This window comes from Flavobacterium pokkalii (assembly GCF_014596575.1).
Taxonomy (GTDB): Bacteria; Bacteroidota; Bacteroidia; order Flavobacteriales; family Flavobacteriaceae; genus Flavobacterium; species Flavobacterium pokkalii.
Genome location: NZ_NASZ01000003.1, coordinates 37,112 through 59,321 on the forward strand (window position 1 = coordinate 37,112; position 22,210 = coordinate 59,321).

At 35.6% G+C, this 22,210-nt stretch carries 18 protein-coding genes; 7 read left to right on the forward strand and 11 right to left on the reverse strand.

Features of this window, described 5'->3' with window-relative positions; all coding sequences use genetic code 11:
• Window positions 1-1,233 (forward strand): rod shape-determining protein RodA, encoded by a 1,233-nt coding sequence (rodA, locus tag B6A10_RS03230; protein ID WP_188219694.1) that lies wholly within the window; start codon window positions 1-3, stop codon window positions 1,231-1,233.
• An 18-nt stretch (window positions 1,234-1,251) separates the two neighbouring features.
• On the opposite strand, the gene B6A10_RS03235 is transcribed toward rodA, so the two are convergent.
• Window positions 1,252-2,064 (reverse strand): DNA/RNA non-specific endonuclease, encoded by an 813-nt coding sequence (locus B6A10_RS03235; protein WP_188219695.1) that lies wholly within the window; start codon window positions 2,062-2,064, stop codon window positions 1,252-1,254.
• Window positions 2,065-2,137: 73 nt separating this feature from the next.
• Complete coding sequence (locus tag B6A10_RS03240; RefSeq protein WP_188219696.1) at window positions 2,138-4,405, reverse strand: carboxy terminal-processing peptidase; 2,268 nt, start codon at window positions 4,403-4,405, stop codon at window positions 2,138-2,140.
• A gap of 187 nt (window positions 4,406-4,592) precedes the next feature.
• On the opposite strand from B6A10_RS03240, the gene surE reads away from it, so the two are divergent.
• The 4 genes from surE to B6A10_RS03260 are packed head-to-tail and all read left to right on the forward strand — an operon-like array spanning window position 4,593 to window position 9,084.
• Window positions 4,593-5,372, forward strand: a complete 780-nt coding sequence (gene surE / locus B6A10_RS03245; RefSeq protein ID WP_188219697.1) for a 5'/3'-nucleotidase SurE — start codon at window positions 4,593-4,595, stop codon at window positions 5,370-5,372.
• Window positions 5,373-5,409: 37 nt separating this feature from the next.
• The gene (lpxB, locus tag B6A10_RS03250; RefSeq protein WP_188219698.1) at window positions 5,410-6,525 is read left to right on the forward strand and encodes a lipid-A-disaccharide synthase; all 1,116 of its coding nucleotides are present in this window, start codon (window positions 5,410-5,412) and stop codon (window positions 6,523-6,525) included.
• A complete protein-coding gene (locus B6A10_RS03255; RefSeq protein ID WP_188219699.1) occupies window positions 6,518-7,018 on the forward strand; it encodes a C40 family peptidase in 501 nt (166 codons plus the stop codon). Before lpxB ends, B6A10_RS03255 begins: the two co-directional genes overlap by 8 nt.
• A 38-nt stretch (window positions 7,019-7,056) precedes the next feature.
• Window positions 7,057-9,084: a ComEC/Rec2 family competence protein gene (locus B6A10_RS03260; RefSeq protein WP_188219700.1), complete on the forward strand. Its 2,028-nt coding sequence runs from the start codon at window positions 7,057-7,059 to the stop codon at window positions 9,082-9,084.
• A gap of 9 nt (window positions 9,085-9,093) precedes the next feature.
• On the opposite strand, the gene B6A10_RS03265 is transcribed toward B6A10_RS03260, so the two are convergent.
• The 3 genes from B6A10_RS03265 to B6A10_RS03275 all read right to left on the reverse strand — a co-directional run bounded on the left by B6A10_RS03265 (window position 9,094) and on the right by B6A10_RS03275 (window position 13,386).
• Window positions 9,094-9,558: a thioredoxin family protein gene (locus B6A10_RS03265; protein WP_055094520.1), complete on the reverse strand. Its 465-nt coding sequence runs from the start codon at window positions 9,556-9,558 to the stop codon at window positions 9,094-9,096.
• A gap of 43 nt (window positions 9,559-9,601) precedes the next feature.
• On the reverse strand, window positions 9,602-11,143 hold the full coding sequence (locus B6A10_RS03270; RefSeq protein ID WP_188219701.1) for a peptide MFS transporter: 1,542 nt from the start codon (window positions 11,141-11,143) through the stop codon (window positions 9,602-9,604).
• Window positions 11,144-11,217: 74 nt separating this feature from the next.
• Window positions 11,218-13,386 (reverse strand): S9 family peptidase, encoded by a 2,169-nt coding sequence (locus tag B6A10_RS03275; RefSeq protein WP_055094517.1) that lies wholly within the window; start codon window positions 13,384-13,386, stop codon window positions 11,218-11,220.
• Window positions 13,387-13,565: 179 nt separating this feature from the next.
• On the opposite strand from B6A10_RS03275, the gene B6A10_RS03280 reads away from it, so the two are divergent.
• Both B6A10_RS03280 and B6A10_RS03285 read left to right on the forward strand, forming a co-directional pair.
• Window positions 13,566-14,885 (forward strand): hydroxymethylglutaryl-CoA reductase, degradative, encoded by a 1,320-nt coding sequence (locus tag B6A10_RS03280; protein WP_055094515.1) that lies wholly within the window; start codon window positions 13,566-13,568, stop codon window positions 14,883-14,885.
• A 29-nt stretch (window positions 14,886-14,914) separates the two neighbouring features.
• Window positions 14,915-15,838 carry a GYDIA family GHMP kinase gene (locus tag B6A10_RS03285; protein ID WP_188219702.1) on the forward strand — a complete coding sequence of 308 codons (924 nt, stop codon included), beginning with the start codon at window positions 14,915-14,917 and terminating at the stop codon, window positions 15,836-15,838.
• Window positions 15,839-15,927: 89 nt separating this feature from the next.
• On the opposite strand, the gene B6A10_RS03290 is transcribed toward B6A10_RS03285, so the two are convergent.
• From B6A10_RS03290 to B6A10_RS03315, 6 genes are all read right to left on the reverse strand, one after another.
• Window positions 15,928-18,027, reverse strand: a complete 2,100-nt coding sequence (locus B6A10_RS03290; protein WP_188219703.1) for a peptidylprolyl isomerase — start codon at window positions 18,025-18,027, stop codon at window positions 15,928-15,930.
• A gap of 107 nt (window positions 18,028-18,134) precedes the next feature.
• Window positions 18,135-19,394 (reverse strand): hemolysin family protein, encoded by a 1,260-nt coding sequence (locus tag B6A10_RS03295; RefSeq protein ID WP_055094509.1) that lies wholly within the window; start codon window positions 19,392-19,394, stop codon window positions 18,135-18,137.
• Between the two features lie 3 nt (window positions 19,395-19,397).
• A complete protein-coding gene (locus tag B6A10_RS03300) occupies window positions 19,398-19,592 on the reverse strand; it encodes a hypothetical protein (RefSeq protein ID WP_055094507.1) in 195 nt (64 codons plus the stop codon).
• A 17-nt stretch (window positions 19,593-19,609) separates the two neighbouring features.
• On the reverse strand, window positions 19,610-20,164 hold the full coding sequence (gene lptC / locus B6A10_RS03305) for an LPS export ABC transporter periplasmic protein LptC (protein ID WP_026712769.1): 555 nt from the start codon (window positions 20,162-20,164) through the stop codon (window positions 19,610-19,612).
• 39 nt (window positions 20,165-20,203) lie between these two features.
• Window positions 20,204-21,454, reverse strand: coding sequence for a hypothetical protein (locus B6A10_RS03310; protein ID WP_188219704.1), 1,251 nt, complete (start codon window positions 21,452-21,454; stop codon window positions 20,204-20,206).
• On the reverse strand, window positions 21,447-22,181 hold the full coding sequence (locus B6A10_RS03315; RefSeq protein ID WP_188219705.1) for a type III pantothenate kinase: 735 nt from the start codon (window positions 22,179-22,181) through the stop codon (window positions 21,447-21,449). Before B6A10_RS03315 ends, B6A10_RS03310 begins: the two co-directional genes overlap by 8 nt.
• Window positions 22,182-22,210 lie beyond the last annotated feature (29 nt).

A 22,210-nucleotide genomic window follows, 5' to 3' on the forward strand; every position in this document is an offset into this window, starting at 1 on the left:
ATGAAAAATCAAAGTGTAAAGAAAAATATCGATTGGATATGTGTTATTATTTACAGCGTTTTAGTTATAATGGGCTGGCTTAACATTTATTCTTCCTCTTTATCTTCAATGGAAGGAACTTCAAACAAACAATTGATGTTTATTGTTCTGACTATTCCCTTGATTTTTATTTTACTATTTGTCGATGGAAAATTCTACGAAAAATATGCCAGCGTCATCTATGTCATAGGACTGCTCTCTTTGGCCGGTTTATTCGTTTTTGGAAAAACGATTAAAGGTCAGGCCAACTGGTATTCCTTTGGTTCTTTTGGTATTCAGCCTTCTGAGTTTGTTAAATCAGCTACAGCTCTGGCTTTGGCTAAATATCTGAGTGATTCACAAATTAACTTAAAAGATGTTAACCGACAGTTTCAGGTATTAAGCATATTAGGATTACCTATTTTGCTGATTGTTTTTCACGATCCGGGAAGTGCTTTAATCTATTGTTTTCTTATTATTGTCCTTTACCGCGAAGGTCTGCCTGCCTGGTATATCTGGACAGTATTTATAGCCATATTACTCTTTGTACTCACACTCATACTCCAGCCGCAATATGTTATTTTATTGGCGTTTATTACTACTGTAATTGTTTATTGGAGATCGCGTTTAGCTAACAGAAATATCATAGCCAGCACCCTTTTGTTTACTTTGATGTCCGGATTTGTTTTTTCGGTAAATTATGTTTTTGAAAACGTGTTCAAGCAACACCATAGAGACCGTTTCAATATTTTATTAGGTAAAACTGTTGATTTAAAAGGAATCGGATACAACACCAACCAATCTGAAATCGCGATTGGTTCCGGTGGTTGGTTTGGTAAAGGATTTTTAGAAGGCACGCAAACCAAAGGCGGTTTCGTCCCTGAACAACACACCGATTATATCTTTACCACTGTGGGTGAAGAATGGGGTTTTGTGGGTTCGGTTGTGGTAGTTGCACTCTTTGTAACTCTTTTTCTAAGAATTATTTATCTGGCCGAAAGACAAAAAACCAAATTCAGCCGCGTGTATGGCTACTGTACTGCCGCCATCTTATTCATTCATTTCTTTGTAAACATTGCGATGGTTATTGGAATTTTCCCAACTATCGGAGTACCATTACCTTTCTTTTCTTATGGAGGTTCCGGACTTTGGGGATTTACCATTTTGCTGTTTATCTTCCTTAAAATGGATGCTAATAAAGTAAACGAATGGTAGTTTTTATTAATTCCTGATTTATTTCACAAACCAGGAATTAACATTAACACTCTTTTCCAGACTATTTTCAATTTTGTCATTTAGTTTAGGAAAAAAATCAATTCCGGTTTTTGACTCAATTTCATCAACCGAAACCACATAATCAAAAATAGATTTACTGCTTTTTTTATTGGGAACTAAAAAAGCAATGACTTTATAATTCCCTTTGGTATAATTCAAAGCTATTTTATAAAAATACTCAGGCACTTTTACATTTTCGCTGCCAATTGTTTTCAAATTTCCTTTCAAAACACCGCCGGTAACCACAATCAGCCCGTCATATTTAACGGCCCAAAAACGAATTTTCTGTTCCAATCGGTTCCAGATTCCGGAATTAAAATCGTGGTTTTGCGGACTGATATTCGAAGTAAAAAAAGTGTCGTTATAAGCCGAAAGATTAAATTCCATGTCGGCCGCCGGACACAAATGCCCTTTATCATAGCCCGAATTTTTATAATTTCTCCAATCTGCCGATTGCGAACTCACTTTGGGATCTTCGATAAAAAAAGGACGTTTAAAATCACTATTTTTCACATAATCTTTCTTCAGTTCATAAGCGACCCATTCGGCCTGTTCGGCTTTTTCATTATACGACAAAGTATAATAAGAATGTTTTACAATTTGAGCATTAGCCGATTTGGGCAAATAAAAATTTAAATCCTGCGCGGATTGCTTCCCTTCTATATCAACTACTTTTATCTTTTTATCTGAAAAATTTAGGGTTTCCTTCTGCTTACAGGCTAAAAAAACAAACCCCAAAACGACGAACAGTACACCAAACTTTTTATTCATAGTCTTTTTTTAAATAAAAACGCTCTGAAAACCGAATCAATTTCCAGAGCGTTCCTCATTATTCAATATTTTATTATGATTTCGCTAAATTAGCTTTTTTCAGTTTATTAGACGGAATCGTATTGTTTTTCAAATTTACTTTGGTTTGTAAATCATCTAAAATATTTAAGGCTTCTTCAACATAAATATCTTTAGACAAACTTTCGTGCCAACGATCTCTTTTCTCTTTCAAAATATTGTCTTTACTCATTTGCTCTGTTTCATAAGGCAGAGAAGTAAATTTCAAATTATTTTTATATTCAAAAATTGGCTTAAATTTCTTAGCTTTTTCCTCAATGGCACTCTGAGCTTTTCTAAACTTATCAATGTTTAAACTATACTCATTTTCTTCGCTACGGGCATCAATCCATTTGGCATTCTCCTCAATCAGCTTAAATTGTGGATTAGCCTCAATTCGCTCTTTACTGTGTGAAATAGCCTTGCTGAAATTAGCATTGTTATTCCAAACACTATAATCAGCAGCATCAATCTTATCCCAAGGCATTGCATTTTCTACATCGCGCTCTCCCATTTTTAAATAAGAATAACGATCCGGCATCACCACATCACTGCTCACACCTTCTAACTGAGTTGAACCTCCGTTGATTCTGTAAAACTTCTGTGTCGTAGTTTTTAGCGCCCCTAAATCGCCCACCGCACTGTTACGAACAAACTGGTTTAAATCAATCACATTCTGCACCGTTCCTTTACCATAAGTTTGCTTACTACCAATGATAACGCCACGTTTATAATCCTGAATAGCAGCCGCCAAAATCTCTGAAGCTGAAGCCGAAAAACTGTTTACCATAACCACCAGCGGTCCGTCCCATTCGATTTTCTTATCTCTGTCATACAAAACTTCTTTTTTTCTTCCGGAAGATTTGATTTGAACAATTGGTCCCTGCTCGATAAACAATCCGGCGATGTCCACAACTGTAGATAACGAACCTCCACCATCATCACGAACGTCCAGTACAATTCCGTCTACTTTAGCCTGTTTCAGTCTTTCAACCTCTAAAGCAATATCCTTACCGGCATCTCTTCCGTCTTTGTTTTCAAAATTGATATAGAATTTAGGCAAATAAATCACCCCGTATTTCAATCCGTTTTTGTTTACGATACTTGATTTAGCATAAGTTTCTTCAATCTCAACAATATCTCTGATAATCGAAATTACTTTAATCGTACCATCAACTTTTTTAACGGTTAAACGAACTTCAGTTCCTTTTGGACCTTTGATTTTTTTCACTACATCGTCTAAACGCATCCCAACAACATCAACCGGCTGACCTTCGCCCTGAGCCACTTTCATCACAAGATCTCCGGCTTCCAGCTCTTTTCCTCTCCAAGCCGGTCCACCAGAAATCAATTCGGAGATTTCAGTATAATCGTTTTTCTTTTGTAAACGGGCACCAATTCCTTCCAGAGTTCCACTCATACTTACATCAAAACGCTCTTTTTCTTCCGGTGCAAAATAATTGGTGTGCGGATCAAAACGAGCTGTAATAGAATTGATATAAACCGAAAACCAGTCGTTACGGTTTAAATCTTTCATAAAACCAAAATATTCGTCCAAAGATTTAGAAGTACTCTCTCTGGTTTCTTTTTCTAATTCGGCAAAAGATTTAGGTTTGCTGTCTGCAACAATGTCTTTTTTAGTTTCAGTTGGAACAACGGTCTCGCCGTCATTTTCTAAAGGATTAGAAAGCAAATCCGTTTCTTCTTTAGAAAGTTTTCCTTTATTTTCCTGCATTTTCAAGCGATCAGTCAAAGAAGAAAGCGCTGTTAATTTCAACTGTTTTCTCCAACGCTCTTTAAGCTCCGCTTCATTTTTTGCGTAAGGCGCTTTTTCATAATCCGTATTAAAACTTTCATCGACATTAAAATCAAAAGGAGCTTTTAAAATTTCCTTATACAATCCCTGACTTTCTTTCATACGTTGCATCAAACGTTCGTAAGTCAACGTAAAGAACGTTAAATCTCTGTTCATCAACTCATCATCCAATTCTAATTCGTACTTAGAAAATTCGTCAATATCCGATTGTAAAAAGAAACGTTTGGAAGGATCCAACGCCTGAATGTAATCTTTATAAACGCCTTTAGAAAAATTATCATCTATAGCTGCCGGACTATAATGTCCTTTTTCAATAACAAAAGTCAATAATTCTAAAAGTAATTTATCTTTATCCGGATCGACATCTGAGGCCGATTTTATTTTAAATGCAAATAGCGCTACCGATAAAAAAACAACGGTAAGAAGTAATTTATAATTTCTCTTCATAAGACTAATAATAGTATTCATTCATTTTTTTAAACTAAGTTAAGGGAAAAACCAAGTCAAGAATGATAAGGCTTCCATAATTTTTTGTTAAAGATATAAAATTGTTTTTTTCTTAATCCCAATAATCCGCCAACTGAATAAAATTTGTTTACTTTGTTTCAAATATGACTTTTTATCTGTCAAAAGTTCACAAAAATCATTCCTAAAAATGAAACAAAACAAACCCTTAATTTTAATCACAAACGATGATGGTGTTTCGGCTCCGGGAATCAAAGCTCTAATTGAAGTAATGGCCGAAATTGGCGAAATTGTAGTTGTTGCCCCTGATAAACCACAAAGCGGCATGGGACACGCTATCACGACCAACGAGACTTTGTACCTGAATCCTATTTCGACCGAAAACGATCCGATTCGCATTTACAGCTGTTCCGGAACTCCCGCCGATTGTGTGAAAATTGCGGTTAACGAAGTTTTAAAACGAAAGCCGGATTTGTGTGTTTCAGGTGTAAATCACGGTTCCAATTCGTCGATAAATATCATTTATTCGGGAACAATGAGCGCTGCCATTGAAGCCGGAATTGAAGGAATTCCAGCGATTGGTTTCTCACTTTTGGATTTTGACTGGAATGCTAATTTTGAAGAAATCAAACCGTACATCAAAAAAATAACTCTGGAAGCTTTAGAAAACAAACTTCCGAAAGATGTAGTTTTAAATGTAAATTTCCCAAAATTAAAAAAAGAAGAAATCAAAGGAATTAAAATTTGCCGTCAGGCTAAGGCTTTTTGGAAAGAATTATTCCATAAACGAAAAACGCCGCAGGGACGTGATTATTACTGGCTTTCAGGCGAATTTGTAAATCAGGATCACGGCGAAGATACTGACGAGTGGGCATTGAAAAACGGATACATTTCGGTTGTTCCTGTACAATTTGACCTGACCGCTTATCATGCCACACAACAACTCAACAGCTGGAATTGGAACGAATAATTCCAGTATTTTTACGATTTTAAATTAAACAATAACAATGAAATACTACATTATAGCCGGAGAAGCCTCGGGTGATTTACACGGTTCTAACTTAATGAAAGCGCTGCTTAAACAGGATTCCAATGCCGAAATTCGTTTTTGGGGCGGCGACTTGATGCAGGCTGCCGGCGGAACTTTGGTCAAACATTATCGGGATTTGGCTTTTATGGGATTTGCAGAAGTATTGTTTAATTTGAAAACCATTTTAAACAATATCAAATTTTGCAAAGAAGACATTCTTCAATTCCAACCTGATGTCATTATTTTCATTGATTATCCGGGTTTCAACATGCGTATTGCGCAATGGGCTAAAGAAAAGGGTATTAAAACCCATTATTATATTTCGCCACAAATTTGGGCATGGAAAGAAAACCGCATCAAAGCCATCAAAAGAGATGTGGACAAAATGTATGTGATTTTACCTTTTGAAAAAAACTTTTACGAAGACAAACACCATTATCCGGTGGAATTTGTGGGACATCCGCTAATTGATGCGATTCAGAATCAAAAACCAATTGATAGTACCACTTTTAAAGCAGAAAATAATCTAAACGAAAAACCTATCATTGCCTTACTTCCCGGTAGCCGAAAACAGGAAATTACCAAAATGCTTTCGCTAATGTTGAGTGTAGTAGACGATTTTCCTGATTACCAATTTGTCATTGCGGGAGCTCCCAGTCAGGAATATGATTTTTACAAAAGCTTTATTACCAAAAACAACATCAAATTCATTTCGAACAAAACTTATGATTTGTTAAAAATAGCTCATGCTGCCTTAGTTACTTCGGGAACAGCGACTTTAGAAACAGCACTTTTTAAGGTTCCGGAAGTGGTTTGTTACCGTGGAAACTGGATTTCGTACCAAATTGCCAAACGCATTATTACCTTAAAATACATTTCTTTAGTCAACTTGATTATGGACAAAGAAGTCGTAACCGAATTAATTCAGGATGCCTGCAATACTAAAAACATAAAAAAAGAGTTAACTAAAATATTGAATCCGGAATACCGAAAGAATCTTTTGACTAACTATGATGCTTTAGAACAAAAATTAGGAGGAACCGGAGCCAGCGAAAAAACAGCCCAATTAATTATTGCCGATTTGAATGCGTAACACCAGTCTCTTAAAACCGTTATTTACTTTAATTTTTATTTCAATTCTTTTTGCTTCCTGTAAATCAGCTTCGGGAATAAACAGCAACACCAGAAACCGCAATCATCTGGCGGATGAAATCATCCACTCGGCTTCGGAAAACATTGGCGTTCCTTATAAATATGCCGGAACTACCAAAGCCGGATTTGACTGTTCGGGATTGGTATTTACAACCTTTAATCAATTTGACATTAAACTACCCAGAAGTTCATATGAACAGGCAAAAATTGGCACTGACTTAGGAAAAAATGTTTCAAAAGCACAAAAAGGCGATTTGATTTTTTTCAAAACCAATAACCGAAATCGGATTAATCACGTAGGAATTATTGTTAACACCAAAGATGACGAACTGCAATTTATCCATGCTTCAACTTCCAGAGGCGTTATCATTTCCTCAACCAAAGAAGCTTATTACGAAAAAGCTTTTGCTCAACTAAACAGAATTCTGCCTTAAAAAAACTTTCTATTGCCGAAAATTCGTACTTTAGAATTATGAAAGTACTACAATATCCTTTGGCAAAAATCACAATGGGTTTCTTATCAGGAATCCTGATTGCTTTTTATTGGCAAGCGGATATTTATTTGGTCTTTGGCACATTATTGTTGCTATTAATGGTAGCAGCTATTTTATTTTTTGGAGCACGATATATCAAAAAAAGTAAACTCTTTTTTTCACTCCTCACCTACGCGATTTCTTTTTTAACAGGAATGAGCAGCTTGATTATTCAAACTGAGGCTTTCCGGAAAGACAATTACAGCAATTTAAAATCGGTTTTTGAAAAAGAATCCAAAATAAATCTGGTAATCAGAGAAAAACTAAAAAGTTCTCCGTACCATCAGCGCTATATCGCTGTAATTCAAGCCATCGATCGCAAAAAATACAGCGGTCGCATTTTACTGAATCTTCCTAAAGAAACGATACCAAATCCATTCCGGGTGGGAACAATTATGGAAATTGAGGGTCATTTGCAAAAAAACCGAAAACCGGACAATCCCATGCAGTTTGATTATAGCAACTACCTGAACAAGAAACAAATTTACGCCCAACTATACAGCACTCCGGAACATCTTAAAATTGGAATCCATCTTCAAAAAGACATTTGGTTTTACATTGCTCAAATCAGAACCGGAATAATTTCCAACTTAGAGCAGAGCGCTTTTAATACAAATGCTCTTGCGGTTGCATCAGCACTCATTTTAGGACAACGACAGGAACTTTCTTCTGAAATTATTCAGGATTACCAATATGCCGGCGCTATTCATATTTTATCGGTTTCAGGTTTACATGTGGGATTTATTTTCCTGTTCCTTAATTTTATACTCAAACCCATTCCAAATCATCGAAAAGGTGCCACCATCAAACTGACAATAGTTCTGACAAGTTTATTTTTATTTGCGTTGCTTGCCGGATTATCCCCTTCAATCGTTCGTTCAGTCACAATGTTTTCCTTTATGGCAATCGGTTTATACCTACGGAGAGGCGTCAATATTTTTCACACTTTGTTAGTTTCAATGCTGATAATATTGCTTTTTGAACCTTACTTTTTATTCGATGTTGGGTTCCAACTGAGTTATCTTGCCGTATTTTTTATTGTTTGGTTTCAACCGGTTTTAGCTTCTTTTTGGAAACCTGAAAATAAAATCACAAAATACTTTTGGGATATCCTGAGTGTTTCAATTGCGGCTCAACTGGGTACACTTCCTCTGAGTTTGTATTATTTTCATCAATTCCCGGGATTGTTTTTTGTTACCAATTTGATTGTTATCCCTTTACTCAGCCTGATTATGTTTGTTGGAATTATAGTAATGTTTCTGGCAGCATTAGGACTCACTCCTTTTTGGCTTCTAAAAGCTTTTGAATGGAGTATTCTTTCCCTGAATAAAATTATTAACGGAATTGCTTCCTTAGAAAATTTTATCATCAAGGACATTCCTTTCAACTTTTACCTGGTTATTAGTAGTTATCTGCTTATTTGTGCGATTATCATCTGGCTCACAAAACCTCATTTTAAAAGACTTTCGATGCTTTTATCTGCAATACTCTTTTTCCAGCTCATGCTATTATTCAATCATTGGCAGATTCAAAATCAGAACGAATGGATTGTTTTGAATGCAAAAAGAAAAACAATCCTTGTAGAACGACATGGACAGGAAGTCTTTCTGTATTCCAATGACAGTTTGATTAAAAACCACAAACTCCTGAAAAACTATTTAACGGGGAACTTTAGCCATTTGGTAAAACAACAAAAACTGAGACATACCGCTTATTTTAAAGGCGCTAAGATTTTGATTTTGGACAGTCTTGGACTTTTTCCAAAAAATTGCAAGCCTGACATTATCCTGCTTACACAAACTCCAAAAATCAATATTGACCGAATGTTACGCACCTTAAAACCTAAATTGCTTATTGCCGACGGCTCTAATTACAAATCCGTTTTAAAGCATTGGGAAAGCAGTTGCCGAAAACAAAAAATCCCTTTTCATGCTACTGCCGAAAAGGGATATTTCCAATTAAAGTAAATTTACTTTTTATTTCTGATTTAAAATTCCATTAGCCACTTCCAACCAGGCTACCGGACCTCCGGGAACATAACCTGTTTTTCCAAGTCCCTGAAAATTTATTTTACCATCTTCACGAGTGGAAGCTGTAGCAAAATAAACGGTTGGGTAACCCTGCACACCAAAGGCATTTTGCAATTCGTAATTTTGTCTTTTAACCTCTTGGGTTTGAGGTACGCTTCTTGGATAATCCAATTCAACCAAAACTACTTTCTCTTTAGCCCATTTAGTGAACTCCGGCGTTAACAAAACTTCTTTTTGCAAACGAATACACCAACCACACCAGTCACTTCCTGTAAAAAACAACAATAAAGGTTTATGCTCTTTGTTCCCAATAGCAATTGCTTCCTTAACATCAGTATGCCATTTGAGTTCCTGAGCCTGAGTTACAACCAGACCTAAAAAGAAAACAGCAATTAAATATATTTTTTTCATAATTATTCTTTTAAATAACAAGAACAATATTAGTAAAATAAAATCAATTCACACCATGCATTAACTTTTTCATCACAGGTGTTAACAACAACATGATTACTCCTAATCCTATTGGAATAATCGTAAAAATCAAAAAGAATGTTGACAAGCTGTACTCCTGACTAATCGTTTCTATTAAACCTCCCATAGAACCGGCTAATTTATTCCCCATTCCTAAAAACAGATAATACACTCCAAACATAATGCCAATCCAGCTGGCCGGAATTAATTTACTGATATATGACAAACTCACCGGAGAAATACACAATTCTCCCAAAGTATGGAATAAATAAGCCGCAATAAGCCAAACCATACTTACACGCACCACAGAATCAGTGCTAATACCCATACTTCCGTAAGCCAAAAATCCGAAACCTAGCCCTAACAAAGTTAAACCAAGTCCAAATTTCATTGGTCCGGAAATATTATACTTGCTTTCCCACCATTTTGAGAAAAAAGGAGCAAAACAAATAATGAATAAAGAGTTTAAAATTCCAAACCAGGAAGCCGGCACTTCAGCTTCTGTTGCTGAGAAATCCCTGTTGATTTTCCAAATTACAATTCCCCAGATAATAATAAAACTCAATGCCAGAATACTGTTTCCTAATGCGTATTCTTTTACAGTTTTGGAGAACAATTTCACTAAAACATAACTAATAACCAATAACGGCATAATAGTTAATAAAGCATCCACAATCTTGAAAGTCCAGGCAGCATTCCCAAACAATTCTCTTTGAGTAAATTTTTCTGCAAAAATAGTCATCGAACCTCCGGCCTGTTCAAAAGAAGCCCAGAAGAAAACCGAGAAAACCGAAAAAATAACCACTGCGATGATTCGGTCACGAATAATATGTGGCGCATCATTTTCTTCTGCTTCCTTATCTTTAATCGCCTTTTTGGTTTCGGCTGTTGGCGGCAATCCAATATTTCCAAAAATATTTTGTGTAAAATAAAATTGTAACATTCCAAAAAACATAAAAATTCCGGCTAAACCAAAACCTAAACTCCAGGAAACTTTTTCGCCAATGTATCCGCAAAGCATAATTCCTAAAAAGGCTCCGGCATTTACTCCCATATAAAACAACGAATAAGCTCCGTCTTTTTTCTCCGGATGTTTAGCATAAGCATTTGAAATAATAGAAGTCATATTAGGCTTAAAAAAACCATTTCCTATCATCAAACAAACGATACCAATATATAAAAACGTAGGGGTTTCAATTGCCATCGAAGCATGTCCTAAGGTCATAATCAAAGCTCCAATAACTACAGCACGACGGTACCCCAAAAAGCGATCGGCTAGATAACCTCCAATAATTGGTGTAAAATAAACCACCATGGTGTAGGTTCCGTACAAAGCCATAGCGTTTTCTACATTCCATGCCCAACCTCCATCTGCGATTGAAGTTGTTAAGAATAAAACCAACAAGGCACGCATTCCGTAATAAGAAAAACGCTCCCACATTTCGGTAAAGAAAAGCACAAATAAACCTGCAGGATGTCCCAGAACAGATTTTTTAAAAAAATCATTTTGATTGTCTTGATTCATAAACTTCAATATTAAATTTTCTCCTTCTTTCTATTTTTATCGCAAATATTTTAAAACTAAACGTTTTTAGCTAGCTATAAATTTTCATGAATAAAATTGGTTATCTTATTAAACAACTGAATGCGCGTCATTCCCCCGTAAATCCCATGATTACAATCCGGATAAATTTGAGATTCAAATTGTTTATTAGCCTGAATTAAAGCCGACATCATTTGCATTGTATTTTGCAAATGCACATTATCATCGGCGCTACCATGAATCAAAAGATATTTTCCCTTTAATTGTTTGGCAAAATTAATCGGCGAATTATCGTCATAACCTCCCGCATTTTCCTGGGGTGTGTGCATGTATCTTTCGGTATAAACCGAATCATAAAAACGCCAATTAGTCACCGGAGCCACCGCAATAGCCATTTTAAAAATATCATTTCCTTTCAAAATACAATTAGAAGCCATAAAACCGCCATAAGACCATCCGAAAATTCCAATTCTGTTTTTGTCCACATAAGTATAATTCCCTATTGTTTTAGCAGCATCAATCTGATCTTCCACTTCGTATTTACCTAATTGTAACTGTGTTACTTTTTTAAAAGCAGCCCCCTTAAAACCGGTTCCGCGTCCATCCACACAAACGACAATATAACCCTGCTGCGCCAACATCATGTACCAATAATCATCGATTGTGTTCCATGTATTAGCCACCTGTTGCGAACCAGGTCCCGAATACTGCGTCATGAAAACCGAATATTTTTTGTTGGCATCAAAATCTTTAGGTTTTAAAATCCAGGCGTTTAATTCGTTTCCTTTCTCCGTTTTTAACACAAAGAATTCTTTTTGAGGCAAATTAAAGCTTTTTAAACTGGAACTAAGTGCCGTATTATTCTCAATAACTTTTAATTCTTTCCCGGATTTAGTTTCATTTAAAGTATAAGTTGTAGGCTGACTAGCACTTGAAAAGGTCTGAATAAAATAACTAAAATCAGTACTAAAAGTAGCTTCATACGTTCCTGTTCCATTTGACAAAGCTACTTTATTATTTCCTTTTAATCCTATTTTATAGATGGCTCTGTTTATCGAACCATTTTCGGTTGACTGATAAAAAAGCGTATTGGTTTTTTCATCCAATCCGTAAAAAGAAGTTATTTCCCAGTTTCCTTTGGTTACTTGATTTTTCAATTTGCCGTTTTTATCATAATAATAAATATGATTAAAACCGTCTTTTTCGCTGGTCCAAATAAAGCTATTGTCTTTTAAAAAGGTTAAATTATCGGTTACATCAATATAAGCTTTGTCTTTTTCGTTCAAAACAACTTTTGCACCGGCTGTTGTCCCGTCAATAAAAAGTAAATCCAAATTATCCTGATGGCGGTTTAAAACCTGAGCCGATAAAACATTGGCATCATTAGTCCATTGCATTCTGGCAATATAAAAATCGGAGTAATTACTCAGATTGACTTTTTGCGTTTGCTGGGAATTAATATCAAAAATATGAAGAGAAACTTCTGAGTTTTTTTCTCCGGCTTTTGGATACTTAAAAGTTAGCATTTGTGGATACAAACTTTCTCCATAAACCGGCATAGAAACTTCCGGAACTTGAGATTCATCAAATCGGATGTACGCAATTTTCTTGCTGTCTTTGGACCAGTCAAAAGCTCTGACAAATGCAAACTCCTCTTCGTAAACCCAATCACAAATCCCGTTGATTACAGCATTTTTAACTCCGTCTTTGGTAATTTGAATCGTATTTTTAGAGGCAATATCATATACAAATAAATTATTATCACGAGCAAAAGCTATCTTTTTGCCGTCAGGAGAAAAAGTAGGTTCCTGAATTTGAAAATCAAATAATTTGGTTATTTGCTTATTTGAAAGATCATACAAATAGTAATCGGCAGTAAAAGAGTGACGATACACCTGACTGGAATTACAAGCCAACAACAACATCTTTTCATTCGAATCAAAAACATAACTATCAATCATCGGCATACCTATATGATCTTTAGTATCGATAATCGTGGCTTTTTTTTGCAAAGTAGCAAAATCATACAAGTTAATCTGCGTGGTCAGAGCCGAGCCATTGTAATTCAAAACGGTATATTGATTGCTTTTCTTCAGCGCCTGCAATTCATCCATATCCTGAGTTCTAAATCGTCCTCTGTAAATGGATTCGACGGTGATATTTTGTTGTGCTGCAACAACCAAACTCATCAAAAAGAAAACAAATGGATACAATTTATACTTCATAAACTTATACTCTAATTAAAATCTATTCAATTTTAATAAAAAAATAACAATAACACTTCATTTAACACCTAAAAATACATTTGGTAAATTACTACAATCTCATTATTGACACTAAATTAATGGCAAATAAAGGCTGTAAAACGTATATTTGCCGCACATTACTTTATAATTCATTGAAAATGAACAAAGCCGTAACAGGATTCTCAAAACTATCAAAAGAAGAAAAAATAAGCTGGATTGCCTCTACCTATTTTTCTAATCCCGGAAACACTATTCAATTATTAAAAAAATACTGGAACAGTGACGAAAAACTTCAAAAACTACACGATGAATTCATAGAAAACACCATCAGTAACTTCTATATTCCGCTGGGAGTAGCTCCAAATTTCGTCATTAACGAAAAAAATTATACCATTCCAATGGCTATTGAGGAAAGTTCGGTAGTAGCTGCCGCTTCCAAATCGGCTAAATTTTGGGCAACAAGAGGAGGCTTTAAAGCAACTGTTCTGAACACCGAAAAAATCGGTCAGGTTCATTTTATTTACAAAGGAGACATTTCGAAATTAGAGCTATTCTTTGCTCAAACCAAGTCCAAGTTTTTCTCAGAAACCGAAAGTCTGACCAAAAACATGCAACAGCGTGGCGGCGGAATTCTGGACATCACTCTGGAAGACAAAACCCAATTGTTGCCAAATTATTTCCAACTGCATGCTACTTTTGAAACCAAAGACAGCATGGGAGCTAATTTTATCAACTCCTGTTTGGAACAATTTGCAACAATTTTAAAAATCGAAGCACAGGCTTACGAACTTTTTTCGGAAGAAGAAAAAAACATCGAAGTAGTGATGAGTATTCTTTCGAATTATGTTCCAAACTGCATTGTCAGAGCTGAAGTTTCCTGCCCGGTTGAAGCCCTAGCCGAAAAACATATTCCAGATCCGCAGGCATTTGCCGAACGTTTTGTTCAGGCGGTTCAAATTGCCGAAGTTGAACCTTTTCGCGCTGTAACTCACAACAAAGGAATCATGAACGGTATTGACGCCGTTATCCTGGCTACCGGAAATGATTTCAGAGCTGTAGAAGCCGGTGTTCATGCTTATGCCGCTAAAAAGGGACAATACAGCAGTTTGTCACATGCTAAAATAGAGAACGGCATTTTTAGCTTTTGGCTCGAAGTTCCTTTAGCCTTAGGAACCGTAGGCGGATTGACAACGTTGCATCCTTTGGTGAAATTATCATTAGAAATGTTAGAAAACCCTTCTGCCAAAGAACTCATGGAAATTGTAGCCGTAGCAGGACTGGCACAAAACTTTGCCGCTTTGCGTTCGTTGACCACTACAGGCATTCAGGACGGACACATGAAAATGCACCTGAACAACATTTTAAACCAATTAGAAGCCACCAACGAAGAACGTCATTTGGTACAAAAACACTTTAAAAATCATGTAGTTTCACACAGTGGCGTGGTAAATTTTGTGAATGATTTAAGGAAAAAATAAGTTCCACCAAAGAATAACCCAATTCGTAAATGGATACAAAACAAACTTTTTACAGCAACGGAAAATTATTAATTACTGCCGAATACCTGGTTTTAGACGGTGCAAAAGCATTGGCTTTGCCTACAAAATTTGGTCAAAATTTAATTGTAGAAAAAAATAACACTGCACAAATCAGTTGGAAAAGCTACGATGCTGATGGCAGTATTTGGTTTGAAGACAATATTAGCTTTACTGAAATAGAAAACCCCAGCACGACCGATGAGGAATCGGTTAGAAAAACTTTAATCAAAATTTTGCACGAAGCTTTTCTTTTAAATCCGGATTTTATAAAAGAAAACACGGGTTACCAAATCACCACCGAATTGACTTTTCCAAAAAAATGGGGATTAGGCACTTCGTCAACGCTTATCAACAATATTGCCCAATGGCTCCAAATTGACGCTTTTACTTTATTAGAAAATAGTTTTGGCGGCAGCGGATACGATATTGCCTGTGCGCAGAATAACAGCCCGATTATCTACCAACGGAAATCAGGAAAACCAAAAGTAGAAACCATACATTTCCACCCTAATTTTACGGACAGTATTTATTTTGTGTATTTGAATAAAAAGCAAAGCAGCAAAACAGCCATTGCCAATTATCAAAGAAACAAAACCTCAGATAATGAAAAAAACATTGCTAAAATAGACAAACTAACTCAGGAAATCATTCACGCAAAAACAACTCATGCTATGGCAGCTTCCATCGCCAAACACGAAGCTATTATGAGCACCATTTTAGAAACCAATACAGTTAAAGAAGATTTGTTTTCTGATTTTATTGGCGAAATAAAAAGCCTTGGTGCCTGGGGTGGCGATTTTGTGATGGTACTATCCGAAATTAATCCAAAAACCTATTTTATTTCCAAAGGATACCAAACTGTCATTCCCTACAAAGACATGATTTTAGAATAATTTAAAATCCACCAAACATAAAAAAAATGTCCCGATAGTTATCGGGACATTTTTTTATGAAATTAAAATTAATCTATACTATAAAAATTCTAGAAATTAAATTGCTTTCTGTTATCTTTAATATCAGCAATATCTTTAAGAGCAGGTAAAACTCTGTTTACATCAGCCGCAGATTGCGCTTTTACTTTTGCCACATAAGGAGCAACATCTTTAACAGCAGGAGCTTTCACAATACTAATTGTTTTCACTACATAAACACCTGTATTTCCTTCGATAGGCGCCGACATTTTGTTAGCTGCCAAAGCAAATGCATTTCCAACTACTCTTGGTTCCTGACCTACTCCTCCATTTAATACCGGATTATCTAAGGTAATATTCGTAGCCTGTTCTACTTTACTTCCTGTTGCTTTAGCGATAGCCTCTAAAGAAGAAGCTGTCATTTTAGCTTTCAACATTTCAGCTTTTTTCGCTTTTTTCAATTTTGACTCAATAAACGGTCTTACCTGTTCTATCGGAGCTAAACCTGAATCGTCAATGTTTTTCACCGTAGCAATTACATGACCTAAATTAGCTACTTCAAAACGTTTTACTGAACCTATTTTAGTATCGTCATCAAAAGCCCATCTTACAATAGCTCTTTGATTTCCTAACGGACCAAAATTTTCATCCAAAGCCCCTACAGTTACAGCCGGAGCAACTGTTAACTTCATTTCTTTAGCTACTTTTTTGAAATCATTATCAGCAGCTTCCATTTCAAATTTAGTTGCCTGAGTAAACACTTTATCAGAAGTAGCTTCTGAAGCTTCTAATTTTTGAGCCACAGTTGCCAAACGAATACCATCTTGTTTATCGGTAATTTTAATAATATGGAATCCAAAAGGAGTTTCTACCATCCCAATTTTTCCAATTCCGTTATTAAAAACAAAATCATTGAAGTTCTTCACCATTTGACCAGGTCCGAAATAACCTAAATCACCACCTTGTTGTGCAGATGAATCATCAGAATATTGGAAAGCCAACATCATAAAACTATCCGGATTAGCCATTACCTGAGCTAATACTTCTTCGGCTTTTGCTTTTGCTTCTTCTTTCGTTCTTTTCTCTCTTTGGTTAGGAACCTGAGCTCCTTCATAACTAATTAAGATATGACTTGCTTTAGCATTCACCCCTAATTTTTTACCCAAAGATCTTGAAATACAGTAGTAGTTACCAAAAACATAAGGTCCGTAAACCTGTCCCGGAGCTAAGTTAAATAACTGATCAGCATCAACAGCAGGCAAATCTTTCTTAGCTACATAAGTAGAATCATAAGGAATATCCGAATTCGCATTTACAAATTCTATTGGGTTAGCTGTAGTTCTAAAACCAGCCAAAGTATCGTTTTTACCCGTTGCCTGATTGTAAACCACACTTCCTGATAACAAACTGCTGATTTTAGCTTTTACCTCAGCAATATCTTCTTTTGAAGCTTTGTCTTCTACTAAAACATATTCAATAGAACGAGATTCCTCCGCTTTATATCTTTTTTCGTCTTTCTTCATGTAATCTAAAATCTCAGCATCAGTAACTTTTACATCACTGTCTTTGATAGAAGAATACATAGCTCCAACGTAAGAGAAATTAGCTTTGTTAGCTTCCATTTCGTATTTCAATTTCCCTTCGGCTTTTGTAGTATATGAAGCCGCTCTTACCAAAGTACTGTAAATTTGGTATTTAGCATTCAATTCAGCGTCTTTTTCTCTTTCTTTAAGGAATTCAGCCTGAGCAGGATTAGCTTTGAAGTATTCTTTAAATTTAGCCAAATCAAACATTCCCGCAGCATTAAGGAACATAGGATTTTGACCAATATTTTGATCAGCTTTTAAGATTTCAATAATGTGTTTTTCACCCACTCTCAATCCTAATTTATCAAATTCAGAAGTTAATAAAGCTACAGAAACTTCCTGTTCCCATACTCTATTTGCCGCAGCTGTTGCAGTGATTCCCTGACCACTTTTTTCAACATTGCTTACTTTAATTCTAAAATCCTCAAACGAAATATCTTTTCCGTTGATGCTTCCTACATCTTTCGAAGTACTGCTAAAGCTACCGCTTTTGAACAAATCTCCGATGATGAATGCAAATAAAGCTAGCGCAATAACTGCAATCATTAAAGCAGATCGTTGTCTAATTTTTGATAAAACTGCCATTTTTATTATTGTTAATTTTATATTCAGTTTGCGAAAATACAATTATCTCGCTAATAACAATACAAGTAACGTTTTATTTTAAAAGATTTTTCACTTTTCTAAAAAAATCACTCTTTTACTGTCATTTTTACTAATTCGATTTTTTTGTTGGTCGCCTCTTCTATCACAAAATGATAGTTCCCAATGGTGATTACATCTCCTTTTTGCGGGATTTCTTTGGTAAAATCGACAATAAATCCTCCTAAAGTTCCGTAAGAATCACTTTCCGGAATTTGAAATTTATAGGTTTGATTTAAATATTCCACATCAAAACGGGTTGAAAAGAGATATACATTTTCTTCCAATTCTTTCTCTATCAATTCCTCATCCGAATCGTGTTCGTCTTCAATTTCACCAAAAAGCTCTTCCACAATATCTTCAACGGTAATAATTCCCGAAGTTCCGCCGTATTCATCCAAAACCACCGCGACACTTTTTCGCTTTTTAATTAGCAAATCCATCACATCTTTGATAAAAATAGTTTCCGGAACAAATTCTACAGGAATTACGACCTTTTTTATATTTTTTGGTTTTTTGAACAAATCAAAAGAATGCACGTAACCTACCATCTCATCCAAAGAATTTTCGTAAACCATAATTTTAGAATAACCGGTTTCTACAAATAATTCTTTTAATTCCGAAACCGAATCAAACAAATCCACAGCCACAATTTCCGTACGCGGCGTCATAATATCACGGGCTTTCACTCCTGAAAATTCTAAGGCATTTTGAAAAATCTGGATTTCCGAATCCACTTCTTCATCATCTTCCACCGTACTCATTTGTTCGGTAATGTAATTCCCTAATTCTACTTTAGAAAAATACAATTGCACCTGATCGCCTTCGGTTTTAAAAAATCGTTTTAAAACAAAATCGGAAACCCACATGAAGAAAGACGAAATAAAATAAAACAACAGATAAAAAAAGTAAGCCGGAACGGCAAAAAACTTAATTAAGGTATTGGAATAAATTTGAAAAAAAACCTTGGGAAAAAACTCCGCCGTAATCAAAACAATCAAAGTGGAAAGTGAGGTTTGAACAAACAAACTCACCACATCAGAAAATGGATAACTAAACGATTTTATCCATTCCATCAAAAGATCGCCCATAAAAAAACCATACACAACCAGGGCAATATTATTCCCGATGAGCATGGCCGCGATAAACTTAGAAGGTTTCTCGGTAAGTTTAGTTAAAATTTTAGAAACAAATCCTTCCTGTTTTTTTTCAATTTCAAGATAAATCCGGTTCGAGGAGACGAAAGCAATTTCCATCCCCGAAAAAAAAGCAGACAGTATTAGGCATAATATGATAATCCCAATTTCCATACATTAGGATTTTGGGTTACGGTTTTGCATTTTTTTAGCAAAATTTCTTCGGAAGAAAAACATAAAAACACCTAAAGCCGCAATGAAAAGACTCAAATAAGGCGTTTCATTAGGCATGTTCCATTTTTCGTAAGCATCGTAAACAAAAAAAGCGGCAAAAACTAAATAAAAATAAGGGGTATATTTTAAATAACTCATAGTCTAATAAATTAAAATTATTCGGCGGTAAGTACTTCACCGGTTATTCTTTGCGAATTAATCACTTTAAAGTCTTTACTAAAGTCAATTCCCTGACCGTTAGAACCTCCTTTTAAATCGGTAAATTTATATTTTCTCTCAGTAAAAAACCATTCGTTTTTCTGGTCAAAATACAATTGTTCCGTTTCCAGCATCTGTCCGTCCTGAGAAACAATTTTTACTTTTCCCTGCAAATCGATGATATGGGTAAACTTGTACGAAATCGCATAATTAGCGGTGATGTGCGTTTTTTTAGCTTTGCTATCATACACCGTCACATCAATTCCATTTGGAAATTCGGTGAACGGAAAATCTACCGCAGCATAATCTAACATTTTAGAACTTACCAAAACCGCTTTAATCAAACCCGAATCGGTATATTTCAGATTCACATTATCAGCATCACCTGTTGGGGTAAATTCGGTAAAATTATTTTGCTGAACTTTTTTAAAATTACTTTCGCACCCAAAAAAGAGAGTCACGGCTATCGCCATGACTGCTATAAAAAATTTATCTTTTTTTAATAAAAACATAAACAAGTACTACTAATTACAACTATTAGCACGGATTGATTAATCATACTTTCTCTTCACAAACCATCTGTCGTTTAATGAAAGTCCTACGCTAAATTTAGCATAATTTTCCTGAATTAAACCTGCCGAAGTTGTTCCGCGTTTTCCAAATTCAAATCCAAAATTCACATTAGAAAAACTTCCTGTAATTGGCAATCCTAATCCTAAACTAAAACCTTTATCCTTAATTGATTCTGAATTCACAACCAATCCTGTTTCTTCATATTTCAAACCGGCTCTGTAAACCACTCTCTTGAAATATCCGGAAAAAGCACCGTAATTAGGAATAAAATAACCCCCAACACTATATTTCATCGCTTTTTCATACGACACATTTGGAGCTGCGTTATAGGTGTTTTCTAAATCACCTTTACTTGCTGAGATAACCTGAGCACCTACCAACCATTTTTTTGACTCTCCAATTCCCAAACCAAATTTCAATTCGCCAGGCAACGTCAGGTTTTTTCTGGAACTATCATCACCTTCTGTTTGTACAATTGAATAATCATAACCTGAACTATAACTGATTGTAGCAATATTTCGGGTATTACGAGAAGCTAATTTACTTTCAAATCGGTAACTCAAACTACTAAAAAGCGTTAACTTCTTAGCTAATTTAGCCTGATACATCGCCCCGAAAGTAAAGTTCACTCCGGATAAATCGGCTTTATTCAATTCGCGACTTCCGGTAGATACTCCGTTTACAAACTGTAAATTCGTCGTTTCAATTGTTCCGAAATTATAATCTACGCTGGCACCAAAATTAAGTTGAGGCAACAACTTATAAGATGCTGCAAAAAATGCCTTATTCATTCCTCCGCTTCCATAATCACGAGAACTAACATCTCCAGGTTCAGTAGTGTAGGAATTAATTTTATAACCTACGGAAGAATACGGAACCAAACCAAATCCAACGCCTAATTTACCCATTGGCAAACCTACCGCCAAATAATCAAAAGTGGTTCTCTTTGCTTTTTCAGAACTGCTTTCGTTTTTCAAAGTAGTTAAATTATAAGTCCCTCCTACGGTAAAAGTAGTCAACTTCAAATTAGAGAAACTCGCCGGATTATCCAAATTGATATGAATACTATCCTGCTCTACCTGAATTCCGGCCATCGAACGACTTTCTATAGTTCCTTTAAACCGGACATCTCCAATTCCGTAAAAAGAATAAGGAGACGACGTTCCTTCCTGAGCAAAAGACACTACCGAAAAAAGCAAGCAAAGACCTGATATAATTTTTTTAATCATTGTTGATTGTGTATTGAAATGTTTGGTTCAAACTCTCCAAAAGGAAATTTGAATTGGCAAATATGGTATTTTTTAATCGTTTAGCCAAAAAATCTGCATCACCACCCGTTAAAATTATGATAATTTTCGGATAGACCGCCTTATATTCCTCTATAAAACCATCAATCTCATAGACCAAGCCGTTTACCACACCCGAATGCATCGACGAAGCTGTCGATTTTCCGATATAACTTTCAGGACTTTCTAAATTCAGTAACGGAAGTTTTGCTGTATAATGATGCATCGATTCGTATCGCAAACGCAATCCCGGAGAAATAGCTCCACCCTGATACACATTATGTTCATCAACAAAATCATAGGTAACACAGGTACCAGCATCTATCACTAACCGATTTTGACCCGGATACAACAAAGTTGCTCCGGCAGCCAGCACCATCCGGTCAATCCCCAGTGTTTTAGGTGTTCCGTAATTATTTACAAAAGGAAATACATCTTCGTGAGAAACAAAATGAACTTTTAGTTTATTCTCGAATTTCCGAAAAGCTTGCTTTTCGACCTCTCCCACCGAAGAGACCACTAAAGTTGCAACCAATGGAAAATCTGCTATGATTTTTTGAACACTTTCCTGAAGCCTCTCTTTTTCAAAAATAAAGCTTTTCAAAATAGTATCTCCCTCAAAAACAACAGCTTTAATTCGGGTATTCCCCACATCAATGGCTAGTATCATATTTCTCATTTTGAAGTCACGAAGATACA